Genomic DNA, 16057 nt, shown 5'->3' with positions numbered 1-16057 from the left:
GTATCCGATCTATACGGACACGTCCCGGCCCGCAGCGTCTAACGTCACAGGGGCGAAAGCCCCCCGCCCCTCACAAAGGCGCGATTTACGAGGCGGGGCATACCTCAGAATGGCCAAAACGTCAACGAGCGTGGGGCCTTGCGGCGGGCTCTGACACGAAACAAAGGGTTTCAGCTGCGCTCTGGCCCGGTTCAGAGGCCCGCCTTGGGGAAATGCGCCGCCCGCAGGCGAGGGAAATCCATCACCGCCTCGCGCAGCAGGCCCGCCGTCATCAGCCGCTGGCGCAGGGCGGGGGTATCGGCGCAGACCTCGTCGAAGAAGCGGCGCAGCCCGCGCTCTCCCTCGCTGTCCTCCAGGGTCGACAGCAGCGTGTGCAGGTTGACCGAGTCGGAAAAGGCCGGGCGCATGGGTTTCAGTTCCGACCGATAGGCGCCCCGGGCCAGGCGAAAGCGGTAATGGCTCAGCCAGTCGGCCCAGGAGGTGGCATGGAAATGCGCCACCGGCACCTGGGGGAGTTCCTGCTGGCCGGGATCGGCCTCTCCCGCGCTTAGCACCCGGTGAATGCGAAAGCGCACATCGGGCAAACCCTTTCGCACGAAAAGCTTTCCCGCCACATGCGACAGCATCCCGCCGTTCAGATAGGGGCCGAATTCGGGATAGACGGCTTCGGTTTCCGCGTGCCGCTGTTCTAGGGGCAGGGCAAAGGCCCGCAGCCGCACCAGGGCGCTGGCGGGGGCGCCGTCGGGGGGCGCCAGAACCTCCATCGGGCGCATCCGGGCCGACAGGGCCGTGGTGGGCAGGGCGGCCAGGATCTGGCCCAGATCCCCCTCGGGCAGCAGGAATTCATCCACGTCGATATGGGCCAGCCAGGCGTGGCGGTTCTTGGCGTTGTAGCAATGGCTGGCGTTCAGGGTCTGGCGCATCTGGTGCTTGTCGGGCCGGCCCTCGCGGGCGCGGCGGCGCCAATAGCGGCTGTCGCATTGCACCGCGCGGATCCTCGGGTGGGCCTTCAGCAGAGGATAGGCCGGATCCTCTGGGTCATCGAGGTAGATGTGCAGCTGTTTCGCCCCCAGCTCCAGGTGCCAGGCGGCAAAGTTCAGCACCTCGACGACCGGCGCCTTGACGGTGGCGACCACGGCCCAGCTGTCGCTCATGCGGGCAGCTCCTCGGGCAACTGGCCGAAGACCCGGCGACAGCAGGCGTCCAGATCCAGATCGCGGGTCAACAGCATCCCGTATTGGGTCAGCCGCTCGCGCAGCTCGGGCGTATCGGCGCAGACCTCTTCGAAAAGCTGGTGCAACCCGGTCTCGCCCTCGCTGTCGCGCAGGAATTCCACCACGTCATAGAGGCCGAACTTGTCGTCCTTCTTGCGGTAGGAGCCTTGGGTCAGGCGGAAATCCAGCTTGTCGCGGAACTCGGCCCAGGACCGCACATGGGCATGGCCCACATAGCCGCCCAGAAGGATGGCGCGGTTCTGCACCTGGTTGCCGTTCAGGGTCAGGTGATGGATCCCCAGGCGCACGTCGGCCAGGCCGGTGCGGGCGATCGACTTGCCGCTGACATGACTGATGAAGCCGCCCTTCAGATGGGCGCCGAAGGTCGGATAGACGGCGGCCAGGGCGTATTTCTCGTGCCCCGCCTCGCGGTCGGTCAGCTTGAAATGCCGTTCGGACCCGGCCAACAGCTCGGCCGGGCGGATCTTCAGCACGGCGACCTTGTCGGGCAGATGAGCCAGCACCGTTTGCATGGGCTGCGGCGGCATCAGGAATTCATCGACGTCGATATGGGCCAGGAAATCCAGCTGTGACGCGCGGTAGGCGCGGGTGGCGTTATGGGCCTGGCGTTGCTGGTGCGTCTCGGGGCGGGGCTTGCCGGTGGACTGCCAATAGGCCTCGTCGCATTGGATGACCTCGACCCGCGGCTCGGCGGCGAAAAAGGCCGCCACGGCGGGGTCCGGCGCATCGAGGTAGAGGTCGATCCGCGCCGCCCCCTCTTCCAGGTGATAGGCGACGAAGCGGGCGATCTGCGCCAGCGGCGCCTTCACCGTGGCCACGATGCCCCAGCGGATCCTGTGCGGGTCGTGTTCGATGCGCAGCCCGGTGGTTGGCGCGGCGCGGTCGGGATCCTGGGCGCGCTTGATCTCGAACAGCTTCTTGCCCTCGCGCGCCGCCTTCGTCTGTCGCGCCTCGCGCATCAGCTTGAAGCGGCGAAAGACCGAGCGGTCGTCGGCGTCCAGCAGCAGCAACAGGCGCTGTGCCAGGGGCCAGATCACCGCATCCTGCGAGGCGTCCTGCCACAGCCGCCCCAGCATGTTGACGTCCAGCCCGCCGGAATGGATCGCATAGGGGTCCATCTCCAAGGCCAGGCGGCGGGGCCGCTTGCGGATCTCGGTGAAGGCTTCCCAGGGTTCGGCGCCGGAATGCAGCCGTTCGGTTTCATACAGCTTGATGGTAGAAAACAGCACCATCAGGGCATGGCCAAGCCGCCGCTGCACCTCTGTCTCGCCATGGTCGGCAAAGGTGGTGATGGCCGAAACCAGCCAGCGCGCATCCAGGTTTTCCAGAAGGAATTCAGGCTCTTCGCGCCACATCCTCAGGAACAGCGGCGCGGTCTGCGGCGGCTGGTCGCGGCGCCGCAGGTTGGCGATCAACAGCCCGTGCAGGGCCAGCAGCTCTGGCTGGCCCTCGAACTGGGCCGACAGCTCGCGCAGCTTGTAGGCAAAGGTGCTGTCGGACGAGCGGAAGGGCTCTTCGATCGGGCGCACCAGCCGGGTTTTCAGGGGCTTGAAATTCAGGTCGGCAGGCGGCAGCGCCTCGCCGGGGCCAAAGGTCATGGGGGCGCGGCGGCCCTCCATCTGGGTCAGAACCCGGCGAAAACCGCCATATGTCGAGGAGCCGCTCATGGGGCGACAATGCCCATTGGGCGGCTCCGCCGCAAGTCAGACCATCATCTCTTTCGTCGCCGTCAGGGTGATGTCGGGATAATCGCGTTCGACGCGGTCGATATCCCATTGCAGACGGGTCAGGTACACCACGTCGCCGTCATGGTCGTAAGAGATGTGCTGTTTGTTGGTATTAACAAACTTGTCAATGGCTTGGCGGTCACCCTTAACCCAGCGGGCCGAGGTGAACTGCGACGGCTCGAAGCGCACCGGCAGGCCGTATTCCAGCTCGATCCGGCTGCCCAGCACCTCGAATTGCAGCGCCCCCACGACGCCCACGATAAAGCCAGAGCCGATGGCCGGTTTGAAGACCTTTGCCGCGCCTTCTTCGGCGAACTGCATCAGCGCCTTTTCCAGGTGCTTGGCCTTCAGCGGGTCACCCGCGCGCACCCCTTGCAGCAGCTCGGGCGCGAAGGACGGAATGCCGCTGACGCGCAGCGCCTCGCCCTCGGTCAGCGTGTCGCCGATGCGCAGCTGGCCGTGGTTGGGAATGCCGATGATGTCCCCCGCCCAGGCCTCCTCGGCCAGTTCCCGGTCCGAGGCCAGGAAGAGCACGGGGTTGGAAATCGCCATGGGTTTCTTGGTGCGCACATGGGTCAGCTTCATCCCGCGCTTGAAATGGCCCGACGCCATGCGCACGAAGGCCACCCGGTCGCGGTGCTTGGGGTCCATATTGGCCTGCACCTTGAAGACAAAGCCCGTGACCTTGGTTTCCTCGGGCGCGATCTGGCGCGGCTCGGCCGCCTGGATCTGCGGCTCGGGGCCATAGGTGCCGATGCCCTCCATCAGTTCCTTCACCCCGAAGGAGTTGATGGCGGAGCCGAACCAGATCGGGGTCAGCGTCCCTTCCAGCAGTGCCTGGCGGTCCAGCGGCGGCAGCAGCTCGCGCGCCATCTCGACCTCTTCGCGCAGCTTCTCCAGCAGGGCGGCGGGCACATGGTCTGCCAGTTTCGGATCGTCCAGCCCGTTGATCTGGATCGACTCGGCCACCTTGTTGCGGTCGGCCCGGTCCATCAGCTCCAGCCGGTCGTTCAGCATGTCGTAACAGCCCAGGAACTCGCGCCCCATGCCGATGGGCCAGCTGGCCGGCGTCACGTCGATCGCCAGGTTCTCCTGGATCTCGTCGATGATGTCGAAGACCTCGCGGCTTTCGCGGTCCATCTTGTTGCAGAAGGTCAGGATCGGCAGATCGCGCAGCCGGCAGACCTCGAACAGCTTCTGGGTCTGGCTTTCCACCCCCTTGGCCCCGTCGATCACCATGATCGCCGCATCCACCGCCGTCAGGGTGCGATAGGTGTCCTCGGAAAAGTCGCTGTGGCCGGGGGTATCCACCAGGTTAAAGCGGAAGGTCTTGAAATCAAACGACATGGCCGAGGCGGAAACGGAAATGCCCCGGTCCTTTTCCATCTGCATGAAGTCCGACCGCGTGCGCCGCGCCTCGCCCTTGGCGCGCACCTGACCGGCCATCTGAATGGCACCGCCGTACAGCAGGAACTTTTCCGTCAGGGTCGTCTTCCCGGCATCCGGGTGAGAGATGATGGCGAAGGTCCGGCGCCGGGCGATCTCGGGCGGCAATTGGGGGCGGTTCGAAGCGGTATCCAGCATGAGGCGGCGTATATCAGGGATCGGCAAAAGGGCAAGCGCGCAGCACACCCCCGGGGCCTCTCGCGCGCCCGGCGGACAAAGGGCGCACGCCCCCTTAGCCCTATTTGCTGGCCAGAAATATCCCGGGGGGGAATTGAGCCGCAGGCTCAAGGGGGGCAGAGCCGCCCCACCGACGCTGCGATCAGTGCCGCCGGTCAGACGCGGGCGTCACCCCGCGCAGCGCGTCGCGCAGCAGCTCCAGCGCATCGGGCCGGTCAAGCGCCTTGGGCGTCACCTCGTAGCGCAGCCGCGCCTGGTCGGCATGATGGGGCAGGGCGTTTTGCAGCACTCGGCCCAGTTCCGGGTCCAGCTCGGGCGGCAGGGCGGCCATGGTGCGGGTGTCCAGCAACAGGGTCTCGGCGGCGATGCCTTCCGCATAGATGATCTCGTGGCGGTCGAACAGCAGCTGGAAATAGTCCACGAAGCCGCCGTCCTGGCGATAGATCGTCTCGCCATTGACCAGGTGGCGGGCACGCACCAGCACCTCCTTATGGCCCAGGCCCAGGCGGTCCTGGCGCTGATAGATGAACAGGCGGTGTTCGGGGCTGACCACCAGGTCGTCGGTGTTCGACAGCACGCCCGCCTTGATGACGATGGGGGCGAATTCGCCCGTGGCCCGGTGGGTCTGATGGCCGATCCAGCGGATCTCCTGGGGGCCGTCGTCGCGGGTCAGCACCCGGTCACCGACCCGCAGATCCTCGATGGCGCGCTGCGCGCCCGAGGCCAGGGTGATCATCGTGCCCCGGGTGAAAGAGACGCAGCCCACTTCGGCGAACTTGCGCGGCGCGCCCTGGCGGTCGATGCCGACCAGCCGGTAGTCGTGGCGCGGCTCCAGCGGCGCCAGGGGCAGGGCATAGACCTCGTCCACGTCACCTTCGGCGTCCACGGCGACCAGCACCAGCACCTCGGTGGTTTCGCCCGCCGGGGACATGAAGATCAGGCAGCTGTCCAGGTGCAGCGCCATGCCCGCCTCGCCCGTGGGCGAACCCGCGGCCACCCGCATGGCGCCATCGGTGCGCATCTCGACCATCATCCGCGCCTGAACGGCGCGCCCGTCGAACCAGTAGATGTCATCCGGCACCAGGTCGTCGGCAAAGGACAGGGCGTCGCCCTCGTTGACGCCATGGACGACTTCAAGCGCGGAGGATAGAAACACCGGGATGGCGGTAGCCGGTTGGCTGGGGACGTGGGTCATGGCGTTCAGGTTACCTCCGGTCTGTATCCTGCTGAAAGGCCTAAGCGGCGATTGTGGCGGGATACGGGCAAGTAACGGATCATTTCGCGGAAAGTTTCCAGTTGGTTAACCACATATGGAGCCGCTGCCGCAGCACAGGAGGACGACGTCATGGATCTGGGAATCAAGGGAAAACGCGCGCTGGTCACCGCCTCGTCCAAGGGGCTGGGGCGTGGCTGCGCCCTGGCGCTGGCCGAGGCCGGCGTGGATCTGGTGCTGAACGCCCGCGGCGCCGAGGCGCTGGAGGCGACGGCGGAAGAGATCCGCACCTCCTACGGGGTCGAGGTCACGGCCATTGCCGCCGACATCGTCAGTGAAGAGGGCCGCGCCCAGGTGCTGGAGGCGGCGGGCCAGGTCGACATCCTGGTGACCAACGCGGGCGGCCCGCCCCCCGGCATGTGGACGGATTGGGATCGTGAGGATTTCATCAAGGCGCTGGATGCCAACATGCTGACGCCGATCGCGCTGATGAAGGCGCAGCTGCCCGGCATGATCACCCAGGGCTGGGGACGGGTGGTCAATATCACCTCGCAGTCGGTCAAGTCGCCCATTGGCGTTCTGGGCCTGTCGAACTCGGCCCGGGCGGGCCTGACGGGCTATGTGGCGGGCACCGCGCGCCAGGTGGCGCCACATGGGGTGGTGATCAACAACCTGCTGCCCGGGATCCATGACACCGACCGCGCCGCCTCGCTGGATGCGGGCGTGGTGAAACAGCAGGGCATCACCCTGGAAGAGGCGCGCGAGGCCCGCATGGCGGGCATCCCCGCCCGCGCCTATGGCACCGCCGAGGCCTTCGGCCAGACCTGCGCCTTCATGTGCTCGACCCATGCGGCCTTCATGATCGGTCAGAACGTGCTGCTGGACGGCGGCGCCTTCAACTCGACCTTCTGAGCCCGGCGCCTGAGGCAATCCGCCCCTCACGGCCCGCCCCGCCCGCGATTGCGCGGGGCGGGGCGGGCTGCTATGCGGGACGGAACCTGACGTAATCCATCGGAAAAGAGCCAAAGTGCCCGAGCAGCAGACCCCGCGCCTGGAGATCCGCAACCTGTGCCGGTCCTACGAGGGGCGCGCGGTGGTGCAGGATGTCTCGCTGTCGGTGCTGCCGGGGCAGGTGACCTGCCTGCTGGGCCCCTCGGGCTGCGGCAAGTCCACCACGCTGCGGATGATCGCGGGGGTCGAGATGCAGGACAGTGGCACCATCCACGTGGATGGCAGCCTGATCTGCGATACCCAGTTCCGCATCCCGCCCGAACGCCGCCGCATCGGCCTGATGTTCCAGGATTTCGCCCTGTTCCCCCATCTGACCGTGGCGCAGAACGTGGCCTTCGGTCTGGACGGACCCAAGGGCGCACAGCGCGCCCGGGTCGAGGAGCTTCTGACCCGCGTCGATCTGATGCGCCACATCGACAGCTATCCGCATCACCTGTCGGGGGGCGAGCAGCAGCGCGTCGCCCTGGCCCGCGCCCTGGCGCCGCGCCCCAAGGTGATGCTGATGGACGAGCCCTTCTCGGGCCTCGACAACCGCCTGCGCGACGAGATCCGCGACCAGACCCTGGACGTGCTGAAGGAAGAGGGGGCGGCGGTCCTGCTGGTCACCCACGAACCGGAAGAGGCCATGCGCATGGCCGACGAGATCGCCCTGATGCGCGGCGGCCGGATCGTCCAACAGGGGGCGCCCTACAATATCTACAACGCGCCGCGCGACAAGGCAGCGGTGGCTTTCTTCAGTGACATCAACGTCATACGCGGCAAAGTTCAAGGGGCGCTGACCGATACCCCCTTCGGCCAGTTCCTGGCCCCCGGGGTGCCCGATGGGGCCGAGGTCGAGATCATCATCCGCCCGCAACACCTGCGCATCGACTTTGACCGCAACGGCCACGGGCCCCTGCCCACGGCGGAACACGGGGTGCCCGCGCGCGGCGTGGTGGAACGTGCCCGTTTCATGGGCAACGAATCCCTGGTGGAATTCCGCATGGATCACGACGGCTCGATCCTGAAGGCCACGGTGCCCAATGTCTTTCTGCCCAAGCCCGGCAAGGCCCTGTGGCTGGCCATCCGCCGCGACCGCTGCTTTGTCTTTCCTGCGCGCGGCGACTGACGCCGCCGGGGCCGGAGGGTTGGCCAGGGCATTTCCTGACCGGAAACTGCACGCAGCCGCAAAAATACCCGCAGCCTGTGCTTTGGTTCTTTCAACCCCGCCCGCGACAGATTAGATAGTCTAGCACTGAAGGGGGCGCGGCCTCCGTACCAGGGGAGAGCTGAAAATGCTGAACAACATCGGCCCCATGGGCCTGCTGCTCATCGCCGTCGTCGTGCTGGTCCTGTTCGGGCGCGGCAAGATTTCGTCCCTGATGGGCGAAGTCGGCAAGGGGATCACCGCCTTCAAGAAGGGCGTGAACGACAGCACCGAAGAGATCGAAGAGCAGAAGGCCGCCGAGGCGCGCGACGTGACGCCGGAAGAGTCCAAGGACAAGGCCTGATCGCGCCATGTTCGGAATGGGTGGCACCGAGATCCTGCTGGTCGGGATCGTGGCCCTGATCGTGGTCGGGCCGAAGGAATTGCCGGGGCTTTTCCGCTCCGTCGGGCAATTCGTCGGCAAGGCCCGTGGCATGGCGCGCGAGTTTTCCCGCGCCATGGAGGATGCGGCGGCTGAAAGTGGCGTCAAAGAGGCCACCAGCGGCCTGAAAAGCGCCACCAACGCGATGAAAGGCCTGTCGAACCCGACGAAGTACGGGCTCGACAAGGTCCGCGACGCGGCCAACCCGCTGAAGGATGCGGCCAACCCGCTGAAGTGGGAAGAGGGCAGCGAAACCGCCAAGCTGGCGGCAGAGCGCGCCGAGGCCGCCAAGAAGATCCATTCCGCCACCGCCAAGGCCGCCCAGACGCGGCTGGACGCCGAGGCCGCCGCGGCGGGCGAGACCGCCAAGGTGACCACCGGCCAGGGCCTGGCGGTGCCGGAACTGCCCAAGGCCCCGGTGCCCGCGCCCAAGGCGCTGCGCATCGAGCCCGAGCCCGCCCCGGCGGCGCCGCAGCCCGAGGGCCTGCGCCAGACCGCCGGCCAGCGCGCCGCAGGCGCCGCGCGCAAGCCCGCGCCGGGCCCGCAGCGCCGCAACCCCAAGGCCGCCACCGCCGCCGCCCGCCGCCGTCCGACCCGCAAGGGATAAGGCCGGGGCAGGGCGCGCGCATCTCATTGACGAGGAACCGCATCCATGGCTGACCAGATCGAGCAGGACGAGCTTGAAGACAGCTCTGCGCCGCTGATCGAACACCTGGCCGAGTTGCGCACGCGGTTGATCCGCTGCGTCCTGGCCTTTGTCGTGGCCATGATGATCTGCTTCTCCATCGGCGGGCAGGTCCTGGATTTCCTGCTGGTGCCGATCGAAAAGACCATGCGCGCGCTTGGCAACCCGAACCCGGTGATGCAGTACACCGCGCCGCAGGAATACTTCTTTACCCTGGTGCGGATCTCGATGGTGGGCGGGCTGGTCCTGTCCTTCCCGGTGATCGGCCACCAGATGTGGCGCTTCGTCGCCCCGGGCCTTTACAAGAACGAGAAATCCGCCTTCCTGCCCTTCCTCATCGCCTCGCCGGTGCTGTTCCTGATGGGCGCGGCCTTCGCGCAATATGTCGTGGTGCCGATGGCGATGACCTTCTTCCTGGGCTTCGCCGATGTGCCCTCGCTGGTGGCCGCGCTGGCCACCGGGGCCGACAGCGTCGGCGATGCGGTGCAAAGCTCGGGCATCGACATCGTCTTCAACGGCAAGGTCAACGAAAGCCTGGACATCACCCTGAAGATGATCGTGGCCTTCGGCCTGTGCTTCCAGCTGCCGGTGCTGCTGACCCTGATGGGCAAGGCCGGTCTGGTCAGCGCCGAGGGGCTGAAGGACGTGCGCAAATACGCCATCGTCGGCATCTTGGTCCTGGCCGCCCTGGTCACCCCGCCCGATGTGGTCACCCAGGTGGTGCTATTCGTGGTGGTTTACGGCCTTTATGAGATTTCCATCTGGCTGGTGCAGCGGGTCGAGAAAAAGCGCGAGGCCTATCTGAAGGCCGAGGGCCTGTGGGATGAGGATCTCCACGGCAAGGGCGCCGAGGACGAGGCCGAGGCCGAAGAGCAGAAGTAAGACGACCCTGGGGGGGAGAGCATGACCGAAGACCTGCCGCGCATCGCCGCGGCGCTGGAACGCATGGCGCCCGCGCCGCTGGAGGCCCCGGATCTGGACAGTGCCGATGCCTTTGTCTGGCACACCGCCCCGGAACGGCTGGAACCCATTGCCCGCGTCTCTCGGGTGGATCTGTCGCTGCTGGTCGGCATTGACCGGTCGCGCGACACCCTGCTGGCCAACACCCTGCAATTCGCCCGCGGCTTCGGCGCCAACAACGCGCTTCTCTGGGGCTCTCGCGGGATGGGGAAATCCTCGCTGGTGAAGGCGGTTCATGCCGAGGTGCTGCGCCAGGGCCTGCCCCTGAAGATCATCGAGCTGCAACGCGAGGATCTGCCCTCGGTCAGCCGCCTGCTGTCTCTGTTGGCGGGTAGCGGCCATCGCTTCCTGCTGTTCTGCGACGACCTGTCGTTTTCCCATGACGACCAGCATTACAAGTCGCTGAAGGCCGTGCTGGACGGCGGCATCGCCGGGCGCCCCGAGAACGTGCTGTTCTACGCTACCTCGAACCGCCGCCACCTGATGCCCCGCGACATGATCGAGAACGAGCGTAGCTCGGCCATCAACCCGGGCGAGGCGGTCGAAGAGAAAGTGTCGCTGTCGGATCGCTTCGGCCTCTGGCTGGGCTTCCACCCCTGCGACCAGGACGAGTATCTGGCGATGATCGACGGCTATTGCGCCGCTCATGGCCTGTCCGTCGACCCGGAGACGCTGCGCGCCGAGGCCATCGAATGGCAGGCGACACGCGGGGCACGCTCGGGCCGGGTGGCCTGGCAGTTCTTCCTGGATCTGGCCGGTCGGCACGGGCTTTCCCTGGGCTGACCCGCGCGCCCCGGTTGACGCAGCCCGGGCCGCACGGCAGGCTTGCCCCGACAGCCCTCTATGGGGCCGATCCGGGGGATCCTCATGCTGCGCCTGCTTACCGCCCTTTGCCTTGGCCTGCTGGCCGCGCCCGCCCTGGCGCAACCGCTGATGAAGAACTTCGCCGAGGTCGCCGTGCGCGGCGAGGTGGCGCCCGAGGCCAGCGCCAATTCCTATGCCCTGATCATCGCCAATTCCGCCTATGACGCCGAGGCGATCAGCGATCTGGCGGTCACCGCCAACGACGCCCGCGCCATGCAGCGGCTGTTCCTGGGTATGGGTTATCCGCAGGGCAATGTGGCGCTGCTGGAGAACCTCGACCGCGACCGGCTGGAGGAAGAGGTGCTGCTCTTCGCGGGCCGGCTGCGCCCGGACGCCACGGTGGTGGTCTATTACTCGGGTCACGGGCTGACCTTCGAGGGCGACCCGCAGAACTACCTGGTGCCGGTGGACATGGATCCCAACGTCGGCACCACCGCCGTGGCCCTGCGCCAGCAGATATTCAAGCGCCGCGCGCTGCCGCTGGAAAGCGCGGTGCTGGACATCCTGAAATCGGTCGATCCGGCGGGGATCGTGGTCTTCTACGACGCCTGCCGCAATGCCCCCTTCGCCGTCGATCCCGACGCGCGCAAAAGCGTGGGCGGCGCCGACAGTTTCGTGCCCGCCCGGGTCGATGGCACGGCGATCTTCTATTCCGCCAAGCGCGGGCAGGAAAGCATCGCGCGGCTGGCCTCGGACGGGGACGAGGTGAACCTGTCGCTTTACACCCGCGTCCTGGTCAGCGAGCTGTCGGCCAATCCCGCCATCCGCCTGCGCGACCTGCATCCCCTGTTGAACGGTCGCGTGGCGGCCCTGGCGCGCGAGGGCACCAATGGCAGCCGCAGCCAGGATCCCTCGATGGAGCAGGAGCTGGACTATTCCCGCGCCCCCCGGCGTGAATTCTGTCTGGCCTCGGTCCTGCGCGGCGGCGAGGCGGTCTGCACCGGGCCAGAGGCGCAGCCCGTGGCCTCGGCGCCCGCCGCTGCCCCGGCCCCGGTGGTGATCCCCGATGTCGAAGGGGCCTTCTGGGCCGAGATGCGCGCCCGTCACACCCCCTTCCACTACCGCCAGTACCTGCAAAGCTATCCCCAGGGCGCCCATGCCGCCGAGGCGCGGACGCTGATCGCCCAGCTGGAGGCCGAGGCGGCCAGCGCCGCCATGCTGGGGGACTGGCAGGTGGTCCAGCAGATCGACAGTATCGACGCCTACCGCGATTTCGCCGCCCGCTATCCGGGCACCGCCGAGGCGCGGCTGGCGGCGCAGTTCATCACCCTGCGCGAGGCCGAGCTGTCGCGGGCCGCCGATGCCAGCGCCTGGGACGCGGCGCAGCGGATCGGCACGGCCGAGGCCTATCGCGATTACCTGGGGGCCTATCCCCAGGGCAGTTTCCGCGCCGCCGCACAGCAGCGGATCGAGGCGCTGACCCCGCGCTATCGCGTCTGCTACGTGGATGACGTGCGCCCGCCGGATGCCTGGCTGTCGCTGCGCACGGCGCCGACCCGGGGGCAGACGATTGCCAATATGCCCTCTGGCACGGCGATGGAGATGCTGGGCCCGGTGCAGGGCGACTGGCATCAGGTGCGCACGCAATATGGCACCGGCTGGGTCAGCTGGAAGGTGGCGCGCTGGATCCGCTGCTGAGGCCCTAGCTGCCCGTGCCCGACAGCATCTGCGCGATGCGCAGCGCGTAGCGGTCGGTCATGCCAGAGGTGAAATCGGCCAGCCCGTGCAGGGCGCTCTCGGCGTCGGTCACCTCGCGCAGGTCCAGGTCCAGCGCCCGGCACAGCTGCTGCATCGGCCCCGGCAGCCCCTCGGCCTGCCAGCCCGCCGCCGCCAACGCCTCGTAGACCGGCCAGACGCCCGACATGACGTTCTGCACGATGCGTCGGCCCGACACCTCCAGTTCCGTCTTGCGGGGCGAGGTGAACAGGCGACTGCGCGCCAGATCCTTGATCGCGGCAAACTCTGCCGCCCGGTCCGAGGCGTCGATCAGCGCGTCAGAGAAGCTGCCCGCCATGATCGCGTCATAGTGGCTGTCGAAGGCCTGGGTGCAGGCCTCCAGTGCCTGACCGATGGCCACGGCGCGCAGGGTGGCCACATGTTCGGCCTCGCTTTGCCCCTCGCGGCGCGGCTTCGGGTCGCCGCCGATCAGCGCCTCCAGCGGCACGCGCACCTCGTCATAGCGCAGATCGCCGGTGGTAAAGCCGTCTTCCAGATCGACGATGTTGTAGCAGATGTCATCGGCGGCCTCGACCACCAGCACCAGCGGGTGGCGGCGCCACCAGGGGGCATGAGGCAGCCCTTCGCGGGGCAGGCCCAGGGCCTCGGCGGCCTCGGCGAAATAGGCGGCCTCGGCGGCGAAGACCCCGAATTTCTTCAACCCGGCATAGCTTTTGCGGGTGGCCTCGGGCAGGGCGGCGCGGGTGGCGGCGGTGACGGGGTACTTGCTGAAGGCCCCCAGAACCGCCTTTGACAGCCGCATCCCGCCGCGCCCGCGATACATTTCCAGCCGGGTCAGGATGCGAAAGCCCTGGGCATTGCCCTCGAAGTCGATGAACTGCTGTTGCAGCGCCGGGTCCAGATCGCCGAAAAGGCCGCGCCCTTGGGCAAAGCGTTCGCCGAACCAGTTGCCGATGCTTTCCTCGCCGGAATGGCCGAAGGGCGGGTTGCCGATGTCATGGGCGACGCAGGCCGCCTGCACCACGTTGGACAGGGCGTATTCGCCCCCGGGCGGCAGTTCGCCCCGCGCCACCAGCCGGGCGCCGATACCCATCGACAGCGACCGGCCGACGCTGGCCACCTCGATGGAATGGATCAGCCGGTGATGGATATGGTCGTGATGGTATAGCGGGTGCACCTGGGTCTTGTTGGCCAGCCGCCGGAAGGGTTCGGAAAAGACGATCCGGTCGTAATCCTGCACCGCCGCCGGGCGCCCCGGGGGCGCGCGATAGGCGCTGTCGCCCAGCCGTTCTTCCGACAGAAGCTCCGTCCACTTCATCGCCTGCCGCCTTCCTGGATCGCTTGCATGATGGGGCCTGCCGCCGGGCCCGGGCAGGACCCGGGCCCGCTGATCCCTCCGATGGGCCGGAGGGGCCTGGATCAGGGCAGGTAGTCTTTCGGGTCCACCGTCTCGAGCCCGCGCCGCACCTCGAAGTGCAGATAGGCATCCGATCCGCTGGGCAGGCTGGCGATGCGCTGGCCCCGGCTGACGCTGTCGCCCTTGGCCACGGCAATGCCCGCGACGTTGGAATAGAGGGTCAGCAGGTTGTCGTCATGCTTGATCACGATGACCGAGCGCTTGTCGGTATCCTCGATGATCGCCGCGACAGAGCCAGAGCCCGCCGCCTTGACCGCGCTGCCGGGATCGGCGGCCAGGTCGATGCCGTCGCTGCGGCCCTTCTCGTAATCGCGGATGATGCGCCCGCGCAGGGGATAGTCGAAGGTGGTCGTGGCGGCGGCCTGCTCGGACGAGAGGTCGGGCGCCAGATCCTCGCGGGCCTGGGCGGCCTGCTGGCGCGCCTCTTCCTGCGATACGGGGCGTTCCTCGGGCAGGGGCTGCGAGGCCGAGGGCGGCACGGGCGTGGCCGATCCGGCGCCCGGTTCCTCGACCACGGCGCTGCGGTTCGACAGGCTGCCGTCGGCGGCCACCAGCGGGATCAGCAGATACTGGCCCTCGCGGATGGTGAACTGGCTGTCCAGCCCGTTCCAGTCCGACAGGGCGCGCACCGAGACGCCGTAGAGGCGGGCGATGGTATAGGCCGTCTCGCCGCGCTGGACGCGGTGGCGGACCGGCTCGTTGCCGACCTGGCGGGCGGGCTCGCCAGGGGTGCTGGGGGGAAGGGTGGCCACCGCGATCTCGTTGCCCGAGGCGCGGTCGATGGCAGAGCCCGCCATGGCGGTGATGTCCACGGCGCCCGGAGGCAGGATCGGGCCGGTGCCTGCCGCACCGGTGGCGGGCGAGGGTTCGGCCACCCGGGTGGGCAGGGCCAGGATCTCGCCCTCGCGCAGGCGGCTGTCCACCTCCAGCCCGTTGTAGCGGGCCAGTTCTGCCGGGTCGGTGCCGATGCGCAGGGCCACGTCGCCCACCCGATCGTCGCGGCGCGCCACGGCGACCTGGTAGTTGGGGTAGGAGATGATGCCGCGATTGTCCGGCGCGGGCCGGGGCGCCGAGGCGTTCAGCGCCGCATCGCGGGTCGAGAAGGTGTCGAACCCGCTGCGCAGGTCGCTGTCAAAGGTGCATCCGGCCGCAACGGCCAGCAGGCAGGTGGCCGCGAGAAGGCGGGCCGGGCTGCGTTTCTGTCCGGTCATCTGTTCGATCCTCATCCGTGCGCCCCTGGCGGGGCCTGTCCCCTCCGGTCTGCGGCCGGAGTATCGCGCGGACCCTTGGGGGCCCATGGCGCCGGCTGGCTCCGGCGGCGGTGTCGGGGGGGCGCGCCTGGCGCGGTCCCCGGGTCTTCAGTCGGTTCAGTCCTTGCCCATCCCCTCGACCAGCGGCACGAAGCGGACGGGGCGCAGTTCGTCGTAGTCCAGGCCCGTCTCGGTCTTGCGCACCCGGATCAGGCTTTGCACGTGGTCCGACTGGCCCACGGGCAGCACCATGATACCCCCCGGTTTCAGCTGAGCCAAGAGCGGCCCCGGCGGGTCTTCGGCGGCGGCGGTCACGAGAATGCGATCAAAGGGCGCCTGATCGGGCAGCCCGAAAGAGCCGTCGGCGGCGAAAGTGGTCACATTGACCAGGCCCAGGGCGTCGATCACCTGCTTGGCCTCGCGCACCAGGCGCGGGTGGCGGTCGACCGTGTAGACCCGGCGCGCCAGATGCGACAGCACCGCCGCCTGGTAGCCGGATCCGGTGCCGACCTCCAGCACCTTGTCGCGCGGCTGCACGTTCAGCGCCTGGGTCATCAGAGCCACCACAGACGGCTGCGAGATGGTCTGACCGCAGGCAATGGGCAGCGGCATGTCTTCATAGGCGCGATCGGCGAAGATGCCCCGGATGAAGGCGCCGCGATCGACCTTCTCCATGGCTTCCAGCACGCGTTTGTCGGTCACCCCGCGGGAGCGGAGCGCGAAGAGGAACTGCATCTTTCTTTCCGCGATGGAAATGTCGTTATCGCTCATGCGGGTCGGCCGGTCCGTCCGGCGCTCTCCTCTGGTCGGCGTGGGGCACGGGGTCG

Annotated in this window: 14 protein-coding genes; 7 read left to right on the top strand and 7 right to left on the bottom strand. The window is 67.9% G+C overall.

Features of this window, described 5'->3' with window-relative positions; translation table 11 throughout:
* Positions 1-191: 191 nt before the first annotated feature.
* The 4 genes from ACRARE_RS14225 to ACRARE_RS14210 form a co-directional block, all read right to left on the bottom strand.
* The gene (locus tag ACRARE_RS14225; protein ID WP_432657109.1) at positions 192-1154 is read right to left on the bottom strand and encodes a glycosyltransferase family 2 protein; all 963 of its coding nucleotides are present in this window, start codon (positions 1152-1154) and stop codon (positions 192-194) included.
* Positions 1151-2902 carry a glycosyltransferase family 2 protein gene (locus tag ACRARE_RS14220; RefSeq protein WP_432657108.1) on the bottom strand — a complete coding sequence of 584 codons (1752 nt, stop codon included), beginning with the start codon at positions 2900-2902 and terminating at the stop codon, positions 1151-1153. The genes ACRARE_RS14225 and ACRARE_RS14220 overlap by 4 nt, the downstream gene beginning before the upstream one ends.
* Positions 2903-2938: 36 nt before the next feature.
* A complete protein-coding gene (locus tag ACRARE_RS14215; protein WP_432657107.1) occupies positions 2939-4546 on the bottom strand; it encodes a peptide chain release factor 3 in 1608 nt (535 codons plus the stop codon).
* A gap of 181 nt (positions 4547-4727) precedes the next feature.
* On the bottom strand, positions 4728-5780 hold the full coding sequence (locus tag ACRARE_RS14210; RefSeq protein WP_432657106.1) for a Hint domain-containing protein: 1053 nt from the start codon (positions 5778-5780) through the stop codon (positions 4728-4730).
* A 150-nt stretch (positions 5781-5930) separates the two neighbouring features.
* On the opposite strand from ACRARE_RS14210, the gene ACRARE_RS14205 reads away from it, so the two are divergent.
* From ACRARE_RS14205 to ACRARE_RS14175, 7 genes are all read left to right on the top strand, one after another.
* Positions 5931-6710, top strand: a complete 780-nt coding sequence (locus ACRARE_RS14205; RefSeq protein WP_432657105.1) for an SDR family oxidoreductase — start codon at positions 5931-5933, stop codon at positions 6708-6710.
* A 115-nt stretch (positions 6711-6825) separates the two neighbouring features.
* Positions 6826-7917 carry an ABC transporter ATP-binding protein gene (locus ACRARE_RS14200; protein WP_432657104.1) on the top strand — a complete coding sequence of 364 codons (1092 nt, stop codon included), beginning with the start codon at positions 6826-6828 and terminating at the stop codon, positions 7915-7917.
* 166 nt (positions 7918-8083) lie between these two features.
* A complete protein-coding gene (gene tatA, locus ACRARE_RS14195; protein ID WP_432657103.1) occupies positions 8084-8299 on the top strand; it encodes a twin-arginine translocase TatA/TatE family subunit in 216 nt (71 codons plus the stop codon).
* A 7-nt stretch (positions 8300-8306) separates the two neighbouring features.
* Entirely contained in the window at positions 8307-8984 is a 678-nt protein-coding gene (gene tatB, locus ACRARE_RS14190; RefSeq protein ID WP_432657102.1) for a Sec-independent protein translocase protein TatB, read from the top strand.
* Between the two features lie 45 nt (positions 8985-9029).
* Positions 9030-9944, top strand: a complete 915-nt coding sequence (gene tatC / locus ACRARE_RS14185; RefSeq protein WP_432657101.1) for a twin-arginine translocase subunit TatC — start codon at positions 9030-9032, stop codon at positions 9942-9944.
* Positions 9945-9965: 21 nt separating this feature from the next.
* A complete protein-coding gene (locus ACRARE_RS14180; RefSeq protein ID WP_432657100.1) occupies positions 9966-10805 on the top strand; it encodes an ATP-binding protein in 840 nt (279 codons plus the stop codon).
* An 84-nt stretch (positions 10806-10889) separates the two neighbouring features.
* Positions 10890-12524 carry a caspase family protein gene (locus ACRARE_RS14175; RefSeq protein WP_432657099.1) on the top strand — a complete coding sequence of 545 codons (1635 nt, stop codon included), beginning with the start codon at positions 10890-10892 and terminating at the stop codon, positions 12522-12524.
* 4 nt (positions 12525-12528) lie between these two features.
* Here the strand turns inward: ACRARE_RS14175 and dgt are convergent, their stop codons facing one another.
* The 3 genes from dgt to ACRARE_RS14160 all read right to left on the bottom strand — a co-directional run bounded on the left by dgt (position 12529) and on the right by ACRARE_RS14160 (position 16001).
* Entirely contained in the window at positions 12529-13881 is a 1353-nt protein-coding gene (gene dgt, locus ACRARE_RS14170) for a dGTP triphosphohydrolase (RefSeq protein ID WP_432657098.1), read from the bottom strand.
* A gap of 101 nt (positions 13882-13982) precedes the next feature.
* Entirely contained in the window at positions 13983-15191 is a 1209-nt protein-coding gene (locus ACRARE_RS14165) for a peptidoglycan DD-metalloendopeptidase family protein (RefSeq protein ID WP_432657097.1), read from the bottom strand.
* A gap of 156 nt (positions 15192-15347) precedes the next feature.
* Positions 15348-16001, bottom strand: coding sequence for a protein-L-isoaspartate(D-aspartate) O-methyltransferase (locus ACRARE_RS14160; RefSeq protein WP_432657096.1), 654 nt, complete (start codon positions 15999-16001; stop codon positions 15348-15350).
* Positions 16002-16057: the final 56 nt, after the last annotated feature.

This window comes from Pseudooceanicola aquaeponti (genome assembly GCF_050897975.1).
Classification (GTDB): Bacteria; Pseudomonadota; Alphaproteobacteria; order Rhodobacterales; family Rhodobacteraceae; genus Pseudooceanicola.
The sequence above is the reverse complement of the archived record's forward strand: the minus strand, read 5'-3'. Positions and strand labels throughout refer to the sequence as shown.